The organism is Streptomyces flavidovirens DSM 40150 (assembly GCF_000429085.1).
Classification (GTDB): Bacteria; Actinomycetota; Actinomycetes; order Streptomycetales; family Streptomycetaceae; genus Streptomyces; species Streptomyces flavidovirens.
The window spans coordinates 76691-96173 of the sequence record NZ_AUBE01000001.1; the positions used below are offsets into that span (position 1 = coordinate 76691).

Below are 19483 nucleotides of genomic sequence, written 5' to 3' on the forward strand. Positions count from 1 at the left end.
GCGATCGCGACATCAGGGTGTCAGAAGGGGAATCGCGTCCGCCCGTGCTGCACCGAGATCCACTTCTGGGTGGTGAACGCCTCCACCGCCGAGTCCCCGTTGAGCCGCCCGATGCCCGAGAACTTCTCGCCGCCGAAAGCCACCTGCGGTTCGTCCTGGACGGTCGAGTCGTTGATGTGGATCATCCCGGTCTCGACGCGCTTGGCGAACCGCACGCCCCGCTCCACGTTCCCCGTGTGGACCGCCCCGCTCAGCCCGTACTGGCTGTCGTTGGCGATCCGTACGGCCTCTTCCTCACCGTCGAAGGGGATCAGCAGCACCACGGGGCCGAAGATCTCCTGCGTAAGGACCGGAGAGTCGGCCGGCAGCCCGCTGAGTACGGTCGGCTCGACAAGGTTGCCGCGCGTAGATCCCCGTACGAGCGCGGTCGCGCCCTCCGCGAGCGCCTGCTCCACGAGCCCCGCCAGCGCGTCCGCCTGGAAGGTGTTGATGACCGGCCCGATGTGGGTCCTGGGGTCGGCCGGGTCGCCGGTCACCAGGGACCGTACCTTCGCGACGAACTTCTCCGTGAACTCCGCCTCGACCGACCGGTCCACCAGGATGCGGTTGGCGGCCATGCAGACCTGCCCCTGGTACACGAAACGGCTGAAGACCGCCGCGTCCACCGCGTAGTCGATGTCTGCGTCGTCCAGCACGACCAGCGCGCTGTTGCCGCTCAGTTCGAGCACCGCGCGCTTGAAGTGGCCGGCGGCGACGGCGGCGACGTGCCGCCCCACCTTGTCGGAGCCGGCGAAGGAGATCACCTTCGGGACCCGGTGCTCTATCAACGCGTCGCCGACCTCCGCGATGTCGGTGACCAGCACGTTGAGCAGTCCGGCCGGCAGCCCCGCGTCCTCGAAGATCTTGGCTATCAGGCCGCCGCCGACGACGGGCGTGTTCTGGTTCGGCTTGATGACGACCGCGTTGCCGAGCGCCAGCGCGGGGGCGACCGACTTGATCGTCACCAGGAAGGGGAAGTTGAAGGGGCTGATGACCCCGACGACACCGACCGGCAGCCGGTAGACGCGGTTCTCCTTGCCGTCCACGGGCGAGGGCAGGATGCTCCCCTCGGGCCGCAGCGCGGTCTGCATCGCCTCGCGCAGGAACTCCTGGGCGAGATGTACCTCGTACGCCGCCTTCAGCCGCGTACCGCCGAGCTCGTCGATGATCGCCTCGGTGATCTCGTCCTCGCGGTCCTGCGTAATCCGCAGGGCCCGTTCCAGGACGTCCCTCCTGCGGTACGCGCTCGACGCGGCCCAGGCCGGCTGCGCGCGCTCGGCCGCGAGGTAGGCCTCGTCGACCTCGTCCAGCGAGGCGACGGTGATCGCGGCGAGCTTCTCCCCGTTGTACGGGTTGAAGTCGATGATGTCCCACGAGCCGCTGCCGGTCCGCCACGCGCCGTCGATGTACTGGTGGGCCAGGTCGGTGAAGAAGGACATGCGATCCCCTACTGCAAGGTGTACAGGTGCAGGCTCCTGATGAAACGTCATCCTACTGGCCAGTTACGTCAGTTGGAGTAGACCACGCAGCACGTCCCGCGTTTCCGCCGCGCTCGGGCTGTCCTTCTGGAGCCGCTCCATCACCCGTTGGTACTGGGCGACTTCCTCGCGCTTGTCCAGATAGAGCGCGCTGGTGAGCTGCTCCAGGTAGACGAGGTCGGAGAGATCCGACTCGGGGAACTGCAGCATCGTGAACGCGCCGCTCTCGCCCGCGTGCCCGCCGAAGCTGAACGGCATGACCTGAAGCGTGATGTTCGGCTGCTCGGACACCTCGATGAGGTGCTGCAACTGCCCCCGCATCACGGCCCGGTCGCCGTACGGGCGGCGCAGCGCGGCCTCGTCCAGTACGGCGTGGAAGTGCGGTGCGCGCTCGGACACGAGCACCTTCTGGCGTTCCAGGCGCAGCGCGACCCTGCGGTCGATCTCGGCCGCGCTCGCGTGCGGTATGCCGCGGGAGACGACGGCGTGCGCGTAGCTCTCCGTCTGCAACAGCCCGTGCACGAACTGGACTTCGTAAATCCGGATGAGCGAGGCGGCACCCTCCAGGCCGATGTACGTCTGGAACCAGCCGGGCAGCACGTCGCCGTAACTGTGCCACCAGCCCGCCACGTTGGCCTCCCGCGCCAGGCTCAGCAGCGACTCGCGCTCGGCCTGGTCCGTGACGCCGTAGAGCGTCAGCAGGTCCTCGACATCCCTGGCCTTGAAGCTCACCCGTCCCAACTCCATGCGGCTGATCTTCGATTCGGATGCTCGGATCGAATAGCCGGCCGCTTCGCGGGTGACCCCACGGGACTCACGCAGCCGCCTCAGCTGGGATCCCAGCAGGATGCGCCGCACCACAGAGCCGCTCGACTCGCCTGCGGTCACTTCTCCAGCCCTCCCCAGTCCGACAGTTCAGTAGCGGAGTGTCCTCCCCCAGGTCTCCGAGAGCCGCAGTCTGCCATTAAAACGCTTCGCCCCGTACTCATCCGATTACGGAAATAGCAAGAGCGGTACAAGACACCGAAAGAGGTCGGGCGGATAAATGCACAAGAACCAGCACGGGGTCGGACAGGTCCGGCGCGTGCACGTGCATCTGCCCTTGCATCTGCCGTACGCATTCGGAACCATGGTCCGCGCGCACCTGCATGCTCTTTCGTGCTGACGCCGTACTACCGCCGCATCTCTACCGCTGTATCGCAACGACCGCGAATCCCAGGGGGAGTGCCTCGCATGGGGACGAATGGATCGACCGTGCTCGAACCGTTCGAGCCATTAAGACAGGGCCTGCCACCCATCGACCCCGCCGCGGTGTCCAGCTCTGCCTCGTGTGCGCTGCCTCCCCGGTACGAAGCGGTGCGCGGCGCGCGGCACTTCACCCAGTCGACCCTGGCCCAGTGGGAGCTCGGCGAGTGCTTCGACGACGTGGCCCTGGTCGTCTCGGAGCTCGTCACCAACGCGCTGCGGCACGCGCTGCCGGCCGACACCCCGCGCGCGGACGAACAGGACCCTCCCGTACGGCTGCATCTGATGCGCTGGACCTCGCGTCTGGTGTGCGCGGTGCGCGACCCCAGTCACGCGAGTCCGGTGACGCGCGAGTCGGACGACTTCTCCGCGGAGTCCGGGCGTGGCTTGTTTCTGGTGGATTCATTCAGCGATAGCTGGGGATGGCACCCGCTCGCCGGGACGCTCAGCGGCAAGGTCGTGTGGGCGCTGTTCCGGCTCGGAACCGATCGGCAGTAACAGGCGCAGTGGACGGGGCCCCCGCGCATGGCAGGGCGGCGGACCGGTTGGTTCCGGTCAGCCGCCGGCCACCAGGTGGTCGAACTCGCCGCCCTTGACGCCGAGCAGCATCGCCTCGATCTCGGCAGGCGTGTAGACCAGAGCGGGCCCGTCCGGATGCCGCGAATTGCGGACTGCCACATTCCCGCCCGGCAATTTGGCAAACTCCACGCAGGACCCCTGCGAGTTGCTGTGCCTGCTCTTCTGCCAGACCACCCCGTGAAGCTCTGTGGCGGCCATGCCGTTGTATGCGTGGTGCACAGGTCGCTCCCGGAAAGTGCAGATGTCAACTGCCCCGGATCATAGCTTCGTTCACTTGCTGATGCATGGGCAGATGCACGTGCACGCGGGGTGCTCCCTCGGTTACAGGCTCCGGATCAGCGCGACGAGTACGGCAGCAGGGCCATCTCCCTGGCGTTCTTGATGGCGCGGGTGAGCTGCCGCTGCTGCTGGGCCGAGACCCTTGTCACACGACGGCTCCGGATCTTCCCGCGATCCGAAATGAATTTCCGCAGAAGATCGGTGTCCTTGTAGTCAATGTACGTAATCTTCGCCTCGTCCAGCGGATTGGGGCGGGACTTGAGGGGCTTACGAGGGTCTTTACCTCGGGACGGGCGGGACATCAGGCCTCCAGAAGGGAATCAAAAGCGGACGGCAGGCGCTTCCAGGCATCACGCCCGGCCGCGTATTCGGCGTCGGTCAACAAGCAGGATTCGAGGAGCTCTTCGAGCCCGCCGCGGTCGAGGCCCGGCGAGGTGAAGACCAGGTGCTGGCAGCAGTCCCCGTGCTCGGGGTGCCAGTCCAGCGCGGCCGCCGCCCTGCGTACGGGCGGGACCATCTCCCACGCCGCGTCCGGCAGCGACGCCAGCCACGGCCCCGCGCTCTCCACACACAGCGCGCCGCCCGCCGCGTCCCACGCCATGAGCGTGTCCGGGCGGTCCGCGAGCCAGAAACGGCCGCGACTGCGGGCGGCGGCGCAGGTCAGGTCCTCCAGGGCCTCGTACAGCCGCCCCGGATGGAAGGGGCGGTCCCGGTGCCAGACCAGCGTGCCGACGCCGTTGTCGTCCGCGTCCTGCGGAAGCAGCGCACAGGCCGGGTGCTGGCGGTCCGCCGCCGCCTCGATGTCGAAACCGGCGAAGGCCGCCTCGGCCAGCTCGCCGGAGGCCGCCGGGACCCGGCGGGCCGTCGGGTGCAACTGGGCGAGCAGCGCCTCGTCCTGCTCGTCCGCCTCTTCGCTCTCCACCACGGCCAGGACCGGGGCGTACTCCAACTGGCGCGCCCAGGTGTCCGCGACCGTCCGCTGGTCGGTCGCGGCCGCGGCCAGCCCGGCCTCGGCCAGATCGTCGCCGCAGCCGAGGTAGGGCAGGAGCAGCGCGGGGTCGACGGCCGTCATGACGGCGGTCAGGTCGAGTACGTCCCCGCCGTGCGCGACGACGACCTCGGCCATCGCCTTGGGCTCGACGGAGTCCCACAGCTCGACGACCGCGAGACGGGTGAGTCCGCTGGCGGCCAGCCGCTCCAGCTCAGGCACCAGGTCCTCGCGCAGCGCGCAGCACGCGCAGTCGTTGACCAGCGGCGCGTCGCCGGACGCGCTCTCACCGAGGGCGTCGCGGACGGTACGGCGTACCGTTCCCTCGGCCGCGGTCGAGAGGTCGTGGTGCAGCGCGACGCTGCCGGGGACCCGGCGCAGCAGTTGCTCCACGACCTCCTTGCGGGCGTCGGAGTGCAGCCCGCCGACGATGACGACGGGCAGCTTCCCCTCCCTCTCACTCACTGCTTCGCCCCATAGCGGCGCTCGAAGCGCTCCACACGGCCCGCCGTGTCCAGCACGCGCGCCGTGCCCGTGTAGAAGGGGTGGCTCTGCGAGGAGATCTCGACGTCGACGACGGGGTACGTACGGCCGTCCTCCCACTCCACTGTCTTGTCGCTGGTCATGGTGGAACGAGTGAGGAAGGCGAAGCCGCCTGCCTTGTCGCGGAAGACGACCGGGCCGTACGGCGGGTGGATTCCGGGCTTCATGTGGTGATGCCCCCTTCTGGTCTGCTGGTCAGCGCTCTTCGCGGAAGTCGACGTGCCGGCGGACGACCGGGTCGAACTTGCGGAGCGTCATGCGGTCGGGGTTGTTGCGGCGGTTCTTGCGGGTCACGTACGTGTAGCCGGTCCCCGCCGTGGACCTGAGCTTGATGATCGGGCGGACTTCGTTGCGTGCCATGTGGTTAGTATATGGAAATGGTTCCCATTTTCAAAGAGGAGTGATCGACCTTGTCCGCCCACTGCCAGCTGACCGGCGCCCAGCCGGGATTCGGCAACAACATCTCCCACTCGCACCGGCGCACCTCGCGCCGCTTCGACCCGAACATCCAGCGCAAGCGCTACTGGCTGGCGAGCGAGGGCCGCCATGTGCGGCTCACACTCAGCGCCCGGGCGATCAAGACCGTCGACGTGATCGGCGTCGAGGCTGCCGTGGCCCGCATCCGCGCGCGGGGGGTGAAGGTCTGATGGCGAAGAAGAGCAAGATCGCGCGCAATGAGCGGCGCAAGGCTGTCGTCGAGCGGTACGCCGGGCGGCGGGCGGAGCTGAAGGAGATCCTCCGCAAGCCCGGAACGGCTGAGGCCGAGCGTGCCGCCGCGCTGGAGGAACTGCGGCGCCAGCCGCGCGACGCGAGCGCCACGCGCGTACGCAACCGGGACAGTGTCGACGGGCGGCCCCGTGGCCACCTCAGGAAGTTCGGGCTCTCCAGGGTCCGGATGCGGGAGCAGGCGCATGCCGGTTTCCTCCCCGGAGTGCGCAAGTCCTCCTGGTAGCTCGGCACGTTCCGACCGGCCGGAACCGGGGGGACCAGGGGGCGTCGGCGGACGTCTCCGGGTCCTGGCTCGCGACGACCGACGGGAAGCTGCCGGGTTCCTGACGGTGGGGCAGTGCGTACGTGGCTTACGCACGGGCCGCGGTTCCCTCACGGGGCCGCGGCCCTTCGTCGTCCTCGGCCCGTGACGGGTCCGCCACGGTGTTGGGTCAGCGGGTTACGCCGGGGCGCGCGGGCATCGTGGCCTGGTCGGCCGCCGCCGTGCCGTGTTCCCAGCCCGCGTGGTCGCTGACGCCCCGTACCCGCGTCGACGTCGTCTGCGGGAACATCCGCTCCGCCCGGTCCTCCACCGCCACGTCCCGCGCCGCCAGCACCGGCAGCAGGGAGCCCCCCGCCTCCTGCGTCACGTGTTCCGTCGCCTCGGACAGCCGGTGGCCCACCCGGCTCGCGTACGCCGTCAGGAACGCCTGGCGGAAGGACTTGGTGCGCTTGCGGCCGCCCGCGCGCTGGGCGGCTTCCGCGCGGGTCATCGCCGCCGTGCCCTGCACGAGCAGTGAGGTGTAGAGCAGCTCGACGGATTCCAGGTCGGCCTCGAAGCCGACGACCGTGGAGAAGCCGAGGCCGCTGTTCCACACCGCGCGGCAGCGGTTGGCGCAGGCGGCGGCGTCGAGCAGGATCGCCTTGGCCGTCTCGTACGGGGCGTCGACGCCTATCCGGCACGCCGTCGGCACGTCGCCGGTGTGGCCGCGGGCGGCGAGCAGCGCGGCGTCGATGCTGTGGCGCGCCATCAGCTCCTGCGCCTTGGCGGTGAGGGCCTCCGCCTCGTCCGGGTAGTCGGTCGCCTCCGCCTTGGCCAGCAGCGCCCGGACGCGCGTGAGCATGCGCGGTTCGTCGGGGGCCGGTGCATGCGGGCGTACGTGCACGGGCTCGCCCGGAGGCGGCCCCACCGGCTCGATCGCGGGGAGGCGGATGAGGTGGCGGAAGAGTTCGAGGAACGCCGTGGCGAGCGAGAAGCGGTCCGTCCGCTCGCGGGTGGCCAGCTCGTCGGCGTACCGGTCGTCGCCGCCCCACCAGGCCTGTGCCGCCTCCAGGTCGCGGAGCTGCGCCTCCCAGCGGGGGGTGGTTCTGGCGTACCGACGGTTCTCGGCGGCGATCAGGTCGGTGGCCAGGCGCACGTGGCGGTCGTCGAGGTCGCGGCGGACGATGCGTACGACGTCGGCGGGCTGCCAGCCGCGCTCCCAGGCGCGGCGTACGAACTCCTCGCCCCGGCGCATGAGTTCGCGGCCCGCGTCCGGCCAGGGCGCGGCGGCGAGCAGCGAGGCGCCCAGGTCGAGGCCCGCGTCGCCCTCGTCGTACACCGCCGCGGATACCGCCTTCTCCACCTGCTCCATGCCCTCGATGGTGTCACGGGCGCTGAGGGGGTGGGGCCAGGCATACCCCGGATACTCGGCTCAGCGGTCGTGTCCGGCGGGCGTCCGGCGGGCTGCCAGCCGCGCTCCTGGGCATGGGCCCTCCGGGTCAAGCAAGTCGACCCCCTCCAGTGCGCGGCCGGGCTCGACCGGCCCACGTCCGGGACGGTCACCGTCGGCGGTCGTGGCGGTGCTGGGCGTCGGCACGGGTGACAACGGTGCGTACGTCACCGCCGCGAACGCGCCGTCGGCGTCGGCGCCCGCGAGCGCCGGCGGTTGCCCGCGCGGGCTGATTTGGCTGAGCGCCCGTTGGCGGCGCGCCCCCTGTCCCTGCCCGGCCGAGCCAGCCTGCGGCGCTTTTCCCCGCCCCGCCGCCCCTCCCCTTCCCGAACTGGGGGCAAGCCCCCAGACCCCCTGGGACGCCCTGCGGGCGTGCGCCGGGCGGGCTGCGTTTTGGCTGACCGCGGCTCGTTGAGCCACGTTGTCAGTGGCGGGTGTCAGACTCGCACTCATGAGCGATCGCTGGGCCGTCGCCGAGACGGACGCAGGGGGGGCGCTGCTCGTGCCGCTGGGGCGGGACGGGCAGCCGGCCAGTGACGTGCGCGAGGAGCCCGACCTCGTGGCGGCGGTCGGCTCCAGGCCCGAGGTCGGCCGGTGGGTGTGGCGGTCCACCGCCGAGATCTACCCGCGGTTGCTCGCCGCGGGCGTGCGCGTCGAGCGGTGTTACGACATCGAGGACGCGGAGTCACTGCTGCTCGGCCACGAGGGCCGGCACGGCGAGCCGCATTCGGCCGCGGCGGCCTGGGCGCGGCTGCACAACCGGCCCGTACCGCCCGATCCCCCGCAGCGCGCCGCCGAGCCCGGATCACAGTCGTCGCTCTTCGAGCCGCAGCCGGTCCCGGTGGCGTTCGGGGACCTGCTGGAGGTGTACGCCGATCAGCAGCGCAGGCACGGCGCTGCTGAGCACCCCGACCGGATGCGGCTGCTGACGGCCGCCGAGTCGGCGGGGATGCTGGTGGCCGCCGAGATGAACAGGGCGGGGCTGCCGTGGCGGGCGGACGTGCACCGGGCGGTGCTGGAGGAGCTGCTCGGCGAGCGGTACGCGGGCGGTGGCGACCCGCGCCGCATGGCGGAGCTGACGGACGAGATCTCGGCGGCGTTCGGCAGGCGCGTACGGCCCGAGCTGCCCGCCGATGTGATCAAGGCTTTCGCGCAAGCCGGCATCAAGGTGAAGTCCACGCGGCGGTGGGAGCTGGAGGGGGTCGGCCATCCGGCCGTGAAGCCGCTCATCGCGTACAAGAAGCTGTACCGGATCTATACGGCGCACGGCTGGGGCTGGCTCCAGGACTGGGTGCGCGCGGGCCGTTTCCGACCCCAGTACCTGCCGGGCGGGACGATCACCGGGAGGTGGGTGACCAACGGCGGCGGCGCGCTCCAGATCCCGAAGGTCATCCGGCGCGCGGTGATCGCGGACGACGGCTGGCGGCTCGTGGTCGCCGACGCCGACCAGATGGAGCCGCGCGTCCTGGCCGCGATCTCGCGCGATCCGGGGCTGATGGAGGTGGCGGGGCAGCCCGGTGACCTCTACAAGGCGGTGTCGGACCGGGCGTTCGCCGGTGACCGCGACCTGGCGAAGATTGCCGTGCTCAGCGCGGTGTACGGACAGACCTCCGGGGACGGTCTGAAGAATCTCGCGGCGCTGCGAAGACGTTTCCCGCGCGCTGTGGCGTATGTGGACGACGCGGCGCGCGCGGGAGAGGAGAAGCGGCTCGTACGGACCTGGCTGGGGCGGACATGCCCGCCCGCCGCGGGCTCGGGAGAGGACGGGGAAGCAGGCATTCCGCAGGACGACGCCGGAGAGGTGGCGGCGCCCGACGGGGAGTTCACGCCGGGGTACGCGTCGACGAACGCCCGCGCGCGGGGCCGCTTCACCCGGAACTTCGTCGTGCAGGGCAGCGCCGCCGACTGGGCACTGCTGATGATGGCGGCGCTGCGGCAGAGCCTGAAGGCCGCGGGCCTCCGGGCGGAGCTGGTGTTCTTCCAGCACGACGAAGTGATCGTGCACTGCCCCGCCGGGGAGGCGCAGCAGGTCGTCGAGGCGATCCGCGCGGCGGGTGATCTGGCCGGCCGGGTCGCCTTCGGCCACACGCCGGTGCGCTTCCCCTTCACGACCGCGGTCGTGGAGTGCTACGCCGACGCGAAGTGACGCGGGCCGGGGCCGGGAAGTCCACCCGACACGGCGGCCGTGCGGAAATGTTTCACCTGTACGGCCGCTCATGACTCGCACGCCGGTGGGTACCCGCCGCGCATGAGCGCACTCCAGAGCACGAGAACCAGCGAAATCGCCGGCCTCGCGGACCCCACGGCCGCGAGTGACCTGGTCATCGGTATCGCGCCGTTCGTCGCGGGACTGGCCATCGCGGCTGCTCTGATCGCCGCCGTGTGGTGGGGCATCCGCATCAGGAACCGCGAGCCGTCTCCTCCCACGCCCCAGGAGCAGCCGCACCGGCCGGAGGGCTCGGGGCCGCCCGAGGTCACGGAGCGCCGGGAACCCGACGAAGTAGTGCCTCCGGAAGGCGGGCGCCTCCTCCCGCACGAGCTCAGAAACACCGGTAACACCTCCGGCAGGCCCAGTCCGGGAAAGCCGGAGGAGCGGCCGCGGTGGGACGAGAAGTCCGGTGGTGCGTTCGGTAGCGGAGGCCCCGGCGGCTGAGTCGCCGACAGGCGAAGCAGCGGCATCCGACCACAGACTGAAACAGACGAGAGTGTCGAAAAGGAGCAACTGCATGACCGCCCTCAAGAGCACCCTGCCCGAAGCCGACCGTCAGACCACCGCGGAAGCCCTTCAGGGCGCCCTGGTGGACCTGCTCGGTCTGTCACTTCTGGCAAAGCAGGCGCACTGGACGATCGTGGGACCGCGTTTCCGCTCCATCCACCTCCAGCTCGACGAACTGGTGTCCTTCGCCCGTTCGTACGCCGACGTCGTCGCGGAACGCTCGTCGGCCATCGGCGTCGCACCGGACGGCCGGGTGGAGACGGTCGCCAAGACCGCTGAACTCCCCACGCCCGCGGACGGCTGGACCCAGGACAGCGACGTCGTGGCCCTGATCGTCGAGGCGCTCGGGGCCGTCGGTCGCAGGATGCGGGAGCGGATCGACGCGACCGACAAGCCCGACCCGGTGACTCAGGACATCTTCATCGGCCTCACCGCGGAGCTGGAGAAGCAGCGCTGGATGTTCCAGGCCGAGAACCAGCACTGAGGCCCGCCGGGACCGGGGACGCCAGCAGCACCGGGGACCGCCAGCAGCACCGGGGCCCGCAGCAGCACCGAGGGAGCCGCACGATGGCCGGGACAGATCCAGCCGCCGCCGGATGGGCCGGCGAGTCGGAACAGGGCGTGCCGGGCGGTGAGGGCGTACCGGGCGACCGGGCCGCGCGCCGCGCCTCGACTCCCGGCCGCGCGTCCGTCCGGGACATCGCCCGCGTCGCCCTGCGGGTGGGCCTGCCGACGCTCGCGGGCGGTGTCGTCGTCCGCCGCAAGCAGGGCGTGGCGCTCGCCGCCCGCCTCGACGCGGACCGCCACGCGGTGGAGCTCTTGAACGAGTTGCGCCGGCGGTACGGTCCCGGCCCGCTGCACCTGCGCCTGGCGGGCCGGGACATCGTCCTGCCCCTGTCCGCCGAGGACGCGCAGCGGGTACTGGACGAGACGCCGGAGCCGTTCACCCCTGCGGCCCGCCTGAAGCGGGACGCGCTCGGCCACTTCCAGCCGCACGGCGTACTGATCTCCACCGGCCAGGAGCGCGACGAACGCCGGGCCTTCACCGAGGACGTCCTGGAGACCGGACGGCATCTGCACCACCTCGCCCCGCAGTTCGTACGCACCGTCCGGGAGGAGGCCGGCGGACTGCTCGCCGAAGCCGCAGCCGGGGCCCAAGGCTCCGGCCGGCTGGACTGGGGCACGTTCGACGCGGCCTGGTGGCGGATCGTACGCCGTGTCGTCCTCGGTGACGCCGCGCGCGACGACACCACGCTCACCGCCCGCCTCGGCCGGCTGCGCGGCTTCGGCAACTGGTCGGCCCTGGTCCCGACGCGCGCCACCGCCGGCCCGCGCGAGCGCTTCCAGCAAAGCCTGCGCGCCCACCTGGACCGGGCGGAGCCGGGCAGCCTCGCCGAGGCGCTGGCCCGGACGCCCGCCAAGCCGGGCGTCGACCCGGCGGGCCAGGTGCCGCACTGGCTGTTCGCGTTCGACGCGGCGGGCATCGCGGCCGCGCGGGCGCTGGCCCTGCTGGCCACCCACCCGGCGCAGGAGCAGCAAGTACGCAACGAGCTGGTCATACCGGACCTCACCCGGCCGCAGTTGCTGCCGTACACGCGCGCGTGCGTCATGGAGTCCGTGCGGCTGTGGCCGACGACGCCGTTCCTGCTCCGCGAGAGCACCCGCGAGACGCGGTGGGGCGAGGGAACTCTGCCCGAGGGCACGGCGTTCCTCGTGTACGCCCCCTACTTCCACCGGGACGGTTCCGCGCCGTACGGTGACCGCTTCGTACCGGAGATCTGGCTGGAGGGCACGGCGCACACCGGCCCCGAGCTGGTGCCGTTCAGTGCGGGACCCGGTGTGTGCCCCGGCGAGGACCTCGTCCTCCTCGTCACGTCCACGCTCGTCGCCGCGCTCATGGAGCGCCACGACTTCCGGCTGCACGGCCCGGACGGGCTGCGGGCCGACGGGCCGCTGCCGTACACCCTCAACCACTTCGCTCTGCGCTTCTCCGCCGCCGCCCGTCCCTAGATCCGCGGGACCGGAGGCATCGACCGGGCCGTTCGAGGTTACCCGTACCGCATGGACCACATGGATCACACCCACGCCCCCATACTGGAAGCCCTCGACCGCTACCACGAGCGAGGCGAACTCGCGTTCACGCCACCGGGACACAAACAGGCCCGTGGGGCGGACCCGCTGGCCCGGAAGGTCCTGGGCGACGCGGTGTACCTCTCGGACGTCCTCGCCTCCGGCGGCCTCGACGACCACCGCACCAGCGGCAACGTGCTGCTGCGCGCGGAGCGGCTGATGGCCGACGCCGTCCACGCCGAGCACACCTTCTTCTCCACCTGCGGCAGTTCGCTGTCCGTCAAGGCGGCCATGCTCTCGGTCGCGCACCCGCACCAGAAGCTGCTGGTGGGCAGGGACGCGCACAAGTCGGTCGTCTCCGGCCTGATCCTTTCCGGCATCGAACCGGTCTGGGTCGATCCCCAGTGGGACACCAAGCTGAACCTGGCACATCCGCCGTCCGCCGAGGCCTTCGAGGAGGCGTTCGCACGCGAACCGGAGGCGCGCGGGGCGCTGGTCACCAGTCCGACACCGTACGGGGCTTGCGCCGAGGTGTCCGCCATCGCGCGGATCTGCCACGCCCGTTCGGTCCCGCTGATCGTCGACGAGGCGTGGGGCGCGCATCTGCCGTTCCACGAGCAGCTGCCGTCGTGGGCGATGGACGCGGGCGCCGACGTCTGCGTGACCAGCATCCACAAGATGGGCAGCGGTCTCGAACAGGGTTCGGTGTTTCATCTGCAAGGGGATCTGATCGACCCGCAGGTGCTGAAGTCCCGCGCCGACCTGCTCGGCACCACCAGCCCTTCCGTCATCATCTGGGCCGGACTCGACGGCTGGCGGCGCCAGATGATGACGCAGGGCAACCGGCTGATGGACGACGCGCTGCGGCTCGCCTCCCAGGTACGGGCGGAGATCGAGCGGATTCCCGGCCTCCACGTCAACGACCGCACCGACTTCACCGGTCCGGGCAAGGCCGCGGACTTCGACCCGCTGCCGGTGATCATCGACATCCAGGCGCTGGGTACGACGGGCTACCGGGCGGCGGACTGGCTGCGCGAGCGGCACGCTACCGACATGCATCTCATCGACCACCGCCGGATCGGCGCGCAGCTCACGCACGCCGACTCGCGGGCCACGACCGCGCCGCTGCTGGACGCGCTGAAGGATCTCGCCAACCACTCCGAGGAGTTGGCGGGCGCGCCGGTCGTCGACGTACCGGCGGGGGACGAGATGCGGATGGAGCAGACGTGCCTGCCACGGGACGCGTACTTCGGTGACACCGAGGACGTACCGCTGGAGGACGCGGTGGGGCGGGTGGCCGCCGAGATGATCACGCCGTACCCGCCCGGCATTCCGGCCGCGCTGCCGGGCGAGCGGCTGACGGAGCCGGTGCTGCGCTATCTGCGTACGGGCCTGGACGCGGGCATGAACATCCCGGACCCGGCGGATCCGGGCCTGAAGACGGTGCGGGTCACGGCCAACCGGTCCTGAGAGAGCGCCCGAGCCGGCCGACGGGCGGTTGTCAGTGGTGGGTGACAGGCTGGATCTACGAGGACCTGCGACGAAAGGCACCGTCATGATCACCACTGACTTCGCGCCGGGCTCCCCTTGCTGGATCGACCTCGGCGCCCCCGATGTCCCCGCCGCGGCCGGGTTCTACAACGCGGTGTTCGACTGGCAGTTCCAGGCTTACGGCCCCCCAAACGCACCGGACGCGAACGACTACGGCGTGCTGAAGCGGGACGGGAGGACCATCGCCGGAATCGGGAAGCTCACCGAGGAAGGCGCCCGCTCGGCCTGGATGATCTACTTCTGCACCCCGGACGCCGACGCCACCACCGAGGCCGTGGAGCGGTCGGGCGGCAAGGTGCGGGTTCCCCCGATGGACGCCGACGGCGAGGGGCGGATGGCTCAGTACACCGACCCGCAGGGCGGTCAGTTCGCCGTCTGGCAGCCGGGCAAGACCAAGGGGATGGAGGCCGCGGACCGGCCGGGCACCCTGTGCTGGACCGAGCTCTACACCACCGACTCGGCCGGGGCGAAGGAGTTCTACGTCAACCTCTTCGGCTGGAGCACCGAGGACATGGAGCTGCCGGGCGGCGGCGGGACGTATTCGATGATCACCCCTGCCGGTCTTCCCCCGGAACGCATGCACGGCGGCCTCATGCAGCTCCCGTCGGATGCACTCTCGCTGAACAACGGCAGGCCCTACTGGCACCCGGTGTTCGCGGTCGAGGACTGTGACGCCACGGTCGCCAAGGTCACCGGCAACGGCGGCAGTGTGCAGATGGGCCCGGAGGACGCCGAGGGCGTCGGACGGCTGGCCGTCTGCGTCGACCCGTCCGGCGCGGACTTCGTGGTGCTCACCCCCGCCCCGCCGGCACAGGGCTGAGGTGCTGCCGCACGACACCCACCAAGGAGTCCTGGTCGGCGAAGGGCCGGCCCGGACTCCAGCGCGGCTTCGGCGCGGGGGCCCGGCGCCGAATGCTCGATTCTGTTCGTAACACCGTTCCTGCGAACACCTATTGACATGTAACTGGCAATCCCGCCAGAGTCGTCTCCGCCAGTGAAGTGATGCCGGTCACGGAACGAGGAGCGTCTCGTATGCCCGAAATCCCCGCAGTCTCACGTCGCTTGCTCCTGGGAGGGACGCTGGCCACCGGAGCGTCGCTCGCGGCCGGGATCGGTTCGGCCGGGAGCGCGACGGCGGCGCCCTTGGCTGCCGCGTCGGCCGCGTCGTCCGCGTCGGCCGCGACCGAGGCCTCCGCCGCGACGCCCGCCCGCAGACCGGGCCAGAAGTCGATGATCAACGTGCCGTTCAAGGCGTACAAAACCGTCCGCGTCGGTGTGATCGGGCTCGGCAACCGCGGCTCCGGAATGACCACGGGCTGGTCCGTGGTCCCCGGCTGCGTCGTGACCGCCGTCTGCGACATCCGCGCCGACCGCGCCAGGCGCACCGCCGACCAGCTCGTCGCCAAGGGTAAGCCGCGCCCCGCGGAGTTCGGCGGCTCGGCCGACTCGTACGCGGAAATGCTCAAGCGCGACGACATCGACCTCGTGTACATCGCGACGCCGTGGGGGTTCCACTACGAGCAGGGCAGGGCCGCGCTGCTGGCGGACAAGCACGTCGTCGTCGAGCTGCCCATCGCCACCGAGCTGCGCGAGCTGTGGGACCTCGTGGACACCTCGGAGCGCACCCGCAAGAACCTGATGCTGGCCGAGAACTGCAACTACGGCCGCAACGAACTGGCCATGCTCAAGGCGGCCCACGAGGGCCTGTTCGGCGACATCACCAACGGCCACGGCGGTTACCTGCACGACCTGCGCGCGCTGCTCTTCTCGAACACGTACTACACCGACTCCTGGCGCCGGCTCTGGCACACCCGCAGCACCGCGTCCTTCTACGCCATGCACGGACTGGCCCCGATCGCGGCGGCCATGGACATCAACCGCGGCGACCGGATGACGACCCTCAAAGCCACCGCGACCGCGCCGAAGGGCCTCGCCGACTACCGGGAGCGCTTCGTCCCCAGGTCGCACCCGTCGTGGAACGAGACGTACATCAACGGCGACCTGGTCACCTGCGCGATCGAGACCGCGAAGGGCCGGACCATCCGGGCCGAGCACGACGTCAGTTCGCCCCGTCCGTACAGCCGCATCAACTCCATCGCGGGCACCCGCGGGATCTTCGAGGACTACGCGGGTACGTCGACGACGGGCGGCCGCATCTACGTCGAGCCGGACCACGGCGGCCACTCCTGGCGCGACTTCGACACGTACCGCAAGGAGTTCGACCACTGGCTGTGGAAGAAGATCGGCGACGACGCCGCGAACAACGGCGGCCACGGCGGCATGGACTACGTCCTGCAGTGGCGCACGGTGCAGACGATGCGGGCGGGGCTGGTCCCGGACATCGACGTGTACGACTCGGCGGTCTGGTGCGCGCCGGTGCCGCTGAGCGTCATGTCGCTGGCGAACAAGGCGGCCGGTCGCGATACCGGACTTCACACGGGGCGGCTGGGTCAATCTGCGCTCCGGTCTCGACTCGCGCATGACCGAGATGCCCCCCGTTTCCTGAGCTGCCGGACTCCAAGGAGCACGCGATGAGATCAGCCTCAGCACGACTGGTCACTCCGCTCAGAGCGGCGGCTGTGGCGGTGGGAGCGGCGGTGGCGGGCGCGGTGATGCTCGTCCCGGCGGGAACGGCGGTCGCGGCCGGGCCGGGGGCCGCGGCGACGGCCAGGACCGAGGTGACCATCTCGCCCGTGGACCTGGACGGACCGGCCGTCTCGACGGTGAAGGTGTCCGTCAAGAACGCGGGGCCGCAGCGCCTGCGTTCGCTGAAGGTGTCGTTCGCCGGACCGGCCGGCTGGGCAGTCCAGCCGTCGGTGCGCAGTGTGAGCGGATCCCTGGCGACGGGCGCTTCGGCCGATACGACGTTCCAGATCCAAGTCCCGGAGAAGCGGTCCGGTTTCGTGATCCGTACGTTCACGGCGACCGCGACGTATCAGGGCGGGGACGGCGCGGGCGCGGCCACCGGCACCCGCACCGAGCGGTCCGGTACCCCGCAGGCGAGCCTTGCGGCGGCGTACAACAATGTGGCGATCACCGACGAGTCCGCGACGAAGGCGGGCGACTACGACGGTGAGGGCAACAGCTTCTCGGCGCAGAAGCTCGCCGCGGTCGGCCTGACGCCCGGGGCGGCGGTCGACGCTCTCGGGGCGAAGCTGACCTGGCCGGACGTACCGGCCGGGACGAAGGACAACGTGGCGAGCAGCGGTCAGGCGATCACGCTGGGCGGCAAGGGCAGCAGGCTGGTGTTCCTCGGTTCGGGCGTCACCAGCGCCGCGACGGGCAACGCCACCGTCTATTACACCGACGGGTCCTCCAGTACGGGGACGTTCGGCTTCCCCAACTGGTCGTTCGACCCGGTAACGGCGCACGGCGCGACGCTGATCAAGTCGACTGACGGCCGCAATCGGCAGGACGGATACGGCAACGCGACGGTGAAGTACAGCGTGTTCGCCCACTCGGTGGCGCTGGACCCGGCCAAGACAATCGAGTTCGTGGTCCTGCCCTCGAATGCCAACGTTCACATCTTCGCCATGGCGATCGCCCCGTGACGGGGTAGGGGGTGCGGGCGGGCGTGTGCGGCTCCGCCGCGTGAGGCGGCGCCTCACGCGGCGGAGCCGCACAATGTCACAGCGGGAAGGGGCGGGTAGGGGGAAAGCGCTCCGCCCGCCCTCAGACGGCGATCACCTTGATCCCGGCATCGGTGAGCCGGCCCGCCGCCTCCGCCGGGATCGCGGAGTCGGTCACCACCACGTCGATACGGTCCAGGCCGCAGATCCGGGCAAACGCACGCTTCCCCATCTTCGACGAGTCCGTCACCACGACCACCCGGTGCGACCGCTCCGCCAACAGCCGGCTGACGCTCGCCTCGTCCTCCTGATGCGCCATGACGCCAAGCTGCGGGTCCACCCCGTCGACGCCGAGTATGACGACGTCCAGCACGACCTCGTTGAGTACGCCCATGGTCAGCGGCCCGACCAGCTCGTACGTCTGCGGCCGTGCCACCCCACCGGTGACCACGAGCTTGATCTGCGGCCGCACCGCCAACTCACCCGCGATGTTCAGCGCGTTGGTGACCACGGTCAGCACAGGACCGGCACCAGCACCGCCACCGGCACCGCCGCCGCTACCACCGCCACCAGCAGACGCCCGCAGCGCCAGAGCCCGCGCCACCTCCGTGGTGGTCGTGCCCCCGTTGAGGCCGACCACATCCCCGTCCGCGACGAGATCCGCCGCGGCCGCCGCGATCCGCTGCTTCTCGGACGCGTGGCGCGAGGACTTGTAGCGCAGGGGCAGCTCGTACGACACTCCGTGCGCGATCGCACCACCCCGCGTCCGTACGAGCATCTGCTGCTCCGCGAGTTCGTCCAGGTCCCTGCGGATCGTCGCGGCGGAGACCTCCAGCGTGGTGGCGGCCTCCTCCACCTCCAGCCTCCCCTCGGCGCCCAGCAGCTCCAGCAGCGCGCTCCACCGCTCGTGTTTCGACATGCGGTCCGACTCCTTCACCAACATGGACTGCGAGTTCGGCTTGGTGGATACTTCGCCACACGACGCGCCAGCGCTCGAAGATGCTTGGAACAACGACTCTTCGAGCATGTTCAATCATATGGGGGTTCGTTCCATGTCCACCACAGATTCCTCCCGCACCGCGGTCGAGATCGCCTCTCAACCTGCCACATGGGCCCGCGCGGCCACGTCGCTTTCCTCCCACACGGACGCCCTGCCGCGCCGCGGCGAGCGCGTCGCCGTTGTCGGCTGCGGCACCTCCTGGTTCATCGCCCAGTCGTACGCCGTACTGCGCGAGAGCGGCGGCCACGGTGAGACGGACGCCTTCGCCGCCTCGGAGTTCCCGTACCGCGACGGTTACGACCGCGTCCTGGCGATTACTCGTTCCGGCACTACGACCGAGGTCCTGGACGTGCTCCGGCGCGTGCAGGGCACCGTGCCCACCGGCGCGATCACCGCCGACCCCACCACACCCGTCATGGGGGCGGCGGACGCCGTGGCCGTACTGGACTTCGCCGACGAGGAGTCGGTGGTGCAGACCCGCTTCGCCACCACCGTCCTCGCGCTGCTGCGCGCCCACCTGGAGACGGAGGATGCCCTTCCGGCCGGTGTACGTCCCCTCTCCGAGGCGATCCGGGACGCCGAGCGGGCCATCACCGTGCCGCTGCCCGCCGAGGTGCTCGGCGCCGAGCAGTTCACCTTCCTCGGCACCGGCTGGACGTACGGTCTCGCTCTGGAGGCGGGGCTCAAGATGCGCGAGGCGGCGGGCGCCTGGACCGAGGCGTACCCGGCCATGGAGTACCGGCACGGCCCGATCAGCATCACCGGACCCGGCCGCGTGGCCTGGATCTTCGGCGCGCTGCCGGACGGCCTCGCGCAGGACATCCGGCGCGTCGGCGGCACGATGACCGCCGCGTCGCAAACCACCGACGCCGGCGCCCTGGACCCGCTGGCCGACCTGATCCGCGCCCAGCGCCTGGCGGTCGCCCTCGCCGAGTCCCGCGGCTACGACCCGGACAAGCCCCGCAACCTCACCCGGTCGGTGGTTCTGGACAGCAGCACGGCGTAA

Annotated in this window: 20 protein-coding genes and 1 pseudogene; 12 read left to right on the top strand and 9 right to left on the bottom strand. The window is 70.8% G+C overall.

What is annotated here, in order from left to right; all coding sequences use genetic code 11:
- Positions 1-20: 20 nt before the first annotated feature.
- Both G412_RS0100355 and G412_RS0100360 read right to left on the bottom strand, forming a co-directional pair.
- The gene (locus tag G412_RS0100355; protein ID WP_028810330.1) at positions 21-1478 is read right to left on the bottom strand and encodes an aldehyde dehydrogenase family protein; all 1458 of its coding nucleotides are present in this window, start codon (positions 1476-1478) and stop codon (positions 21-23) included.
- A gap of 63 nt (positions 1479-1541) precedes the next feature.
- The gene (locus G412_RS0100360; RefSeq protein WP_028810331.1) at positions 1542-2405 is read right to left on the bottom strand and encodes a helix-turn-helix domain-containing protein; all 864 of its coding nucleotides are present in this window, start codon (positions 2403-2405) and stop codon (positions 1542-1544) included.
- Between the two features lie 345 nt (positions 2406-2750).
- On the opposite strand from G412_RS0100360, the gene G412_RS0100365 reads away from it, so the two are divergent.
- Positions 2751-3260, top strand: coding sequence for an ATP-binding protein (locus tag G412_RS0100365; protein ID WP_037647233.1), 510 nt, complete (start codon positions 2751-2753; stop codon positions 3258-3260).
- A 57-nt stretch (positions 3261-3317) separates the two neighbouring features.
- On the opposite strand, the gene G412_RS0100370 is transcribed toward G412_RS0100365, so the two are convergent.
- From G412_RS0100370 to rpmG, 5 genes are all read right to left on the bottom strand, one after another.
- Entirely contained in the window at positions 3318-3560 is a 243-nt protein-coding gene (locus G412_RS0100370) for a DUF397 domain-containing protein (RefSeq protein ID WP_028810333.1), read from the bottom strand.
- Between the two features lie 116 nt (positions 3561-3676).
- Positions 3677-3922 carry a 30S ribosomal protein S18 gene (gene rpsR, locus G412_RS0100375; protein WP_028810334.1) on the bottom strand — a complete coding sequence of 82 codons (246 nt, stop codon included), beginning with the start codon at positions 3920-3922 and terminating at the stop codon, positions 3677-3679.
- Positions 3922-5073: a CobW family GTP-binding protein gene (locus G412_RS0100380; protein WP_028810335.1), complete on the bottom strand. Its 1152-nt coding sequence runs from the start codon at positions 5071-5073 to the stop codon at positions 3922-3924. Before G412_RS0100380 ends, rpsR begins: the two co-directional genes overlap by 1 nt.
- Entirely contained in the window at positions 5070-5318 is a 249-nt protein-coding gene (locus G412_RS0100385) for a type B 50S ribosomal protein L31 (RefSeq protein WP_028810336.1), read from the bottom strand. The genes G412_RS0100380 and G412_RS0100385 overlap by 4 nt, the downstream gene beginning before the upstream one ends.
- Before the next feature lie 28 nt (positions 5319-5346).
- On the bottom strand, positions 5347-5511 hold the full coding sequence (gene rpmG, locus G412_RS0100390) for a 50S ribosomal protein L33 (RefSeq protein ID WP_028810337.1): 165 nt from the start codon (positions 5509-5511) through the stop codon (positions 5347-5349).
- 50 nt (positions 5512-5561) lie between these two features.
- On the opposite strand from rpmG, the gene rpmB reads away from it, so the two are divergent.
- Both rpmB and rpsN read left to right on the top strand, forming a co-directional pair.
- Positions 5562-5798, top strand: coding sequence for a 50S ribosomal protein L28 (gene rpmB, locus G412_RS0100395; protein WP_028810338.1), 237 nt, complete (start codon positions 5562-5564; stop codon positions 5796-5798).
- Positions 5798-6103 carry a 30S ribosomal protein S14 gene (rpsN, locus tag G412_RS0100400; protein ID WP_028810339.1) on the top strand — a complete coding sequence of 102 codons (306 nt, stop codon included), beginning with the start codon at positions 5798-5800 and terminating at the stop codon, positions 6101-6103. Before rpmB ends, rpsN begins: the two co-directional genes overlap by 1 nt.
- Before the next feature lie 208 nt (positions 6104-6311).
- Here the strand turns inward: rpsN and G412_RS0100405 are convergent, their stop codons facing one another.
- Positions 6312-7493 (bottom strand): DUF2786 domain-containing protein, encoded by a 1182-nt coding sequence (locus G412_RS0100405; RefSeq protein ID WP_028810340.1) that lies wholly within the window; start codon positions 7491-7493, stop codon positions 6312-6314.
- 529 nt (positions 7494-8022) lie between these two features.
- On the opposite strand from G412_RS0100405, the gene G412_RS0100410 reads away from it, so the two are divergent.
- The 8 genes and pseudogenes from G412_RS0100410 to G412_RS0100445 all read left to right on the top strand — a co-directional run bounded on the left by G412_RS0100410 (position 8023) and on the right by G412_RS0100445 (position 17459).
- Positions 8023-9717: a bifunctional 3'-5' exonuclease/DNA polymerase gene (locus G412_RS0100410; RefSeq protein ID WP_028810341.1), complete on the top strand. Its 1695-nt coding sequence runs from the start codon at positions 8023-8025 to the stop codon at positions 9715-9717.
- Positions 9718-9819: 102 nt separating this feature from the next.
- Positions 9820-10224, top strand: coding sequence for a DUF6479 family protein (locus G412_RS0100415; protein ID WP_037647235.1), 405 nt, complete (start codon positions 9820-9822; stop codon positions 10222-10224).
- 73 nt (positions 10225-10297) lie between these two features.
- On the top strand, positions 10298-10771 hold the full coding sequence (locus G412_RS0100420) for a Dps family protein (protein WP_028810343.1): 474 nt from the start codon (positions 10298-10300) through the stop codon (positions 10769-10771).
- A gap of 83 nt (positions 10772-10854) precedes the next feature.
- Positions 10855-12297 carry a cytochrome P450 gene (locus tag G412_RS0100425; RefSeq protein ID WP_078606696.1) on the top strand — a complete coding sequence of 481 codons (1443 nt, stop codon included), beginning with the start codon at positions 10855-10857 and terminating at the stop codon, positions 12295-12297.
- Between the two features lie 51 nt (positions 12298-12348).
- Positions 12349-13827 (top strand): aminotransferase class I/II-fold pyridoxal phosphate-dependent enzyme, encoded by a 1479-nt coding sequence (locus tag G412_RS0100430; protein WP_028810345.1) that lies wholly within the window; start codon positions 12349-12351, stop codon positions 13825-13827.
- Between the two features lie 85 nt (positions 13828-13912).
- Positions 13913-14728: a VOC family protein gene (locus tag G412_RS0100435; RefSeq protein ID WP_028810346.1), complete on the top strand. Its 816-nt coding sequence runs from the start codon at positions 13913-13915 to the stop codon at positions 14726-14728.
- 212 nt (positions 14729-14940) lie between these two features.
- Positions 14941-16414: pseudogene (locus G412_RS32680) on the top strand (Gfo/Idh/MocA family protein).
- A 25-nt stretch (positions 16415-16439) separates the two neighbouring features.
- Positions 16440-17459: an NEW3 domain-containing protein gene (locus G412_RS0100445; RefSeq protein WP_425274425.1), complete on the top strand. Its 1020-nt coding sequence runs from the start codon at positions 16440-16442 to the stop codon at positions 17457-17459.
- 121 nt (positions 17460-17580) lie between these two features.
- Here the strand turns inward: G412_RS0100445 and G412_RS0100450 are convergent, their stop codons facing one another.
- Complete coding sequence (locus G412_RS0100450; protein WP_028810348.1) at positions 17581-18396, bottom strand: DeoR/GlpR family DNA-binding transcription regulator; 816 nt, start codon at positions 18394-18396, stop codon at positions 17581-17583.
- A gap of 133 nt (positions 18397-18529) precedes the next feature.
- Between G412_RS0100450 and G412_RS0100455 the strand changes: the two genes are divergently transcribed.
- Entirely contained in the window at positions 18530-19483 is a 954-nt protein-coding gene (locus G412_RS0100455; protein ID WP_028810349.1) for an SIS domain-containing protein, read from the top strand.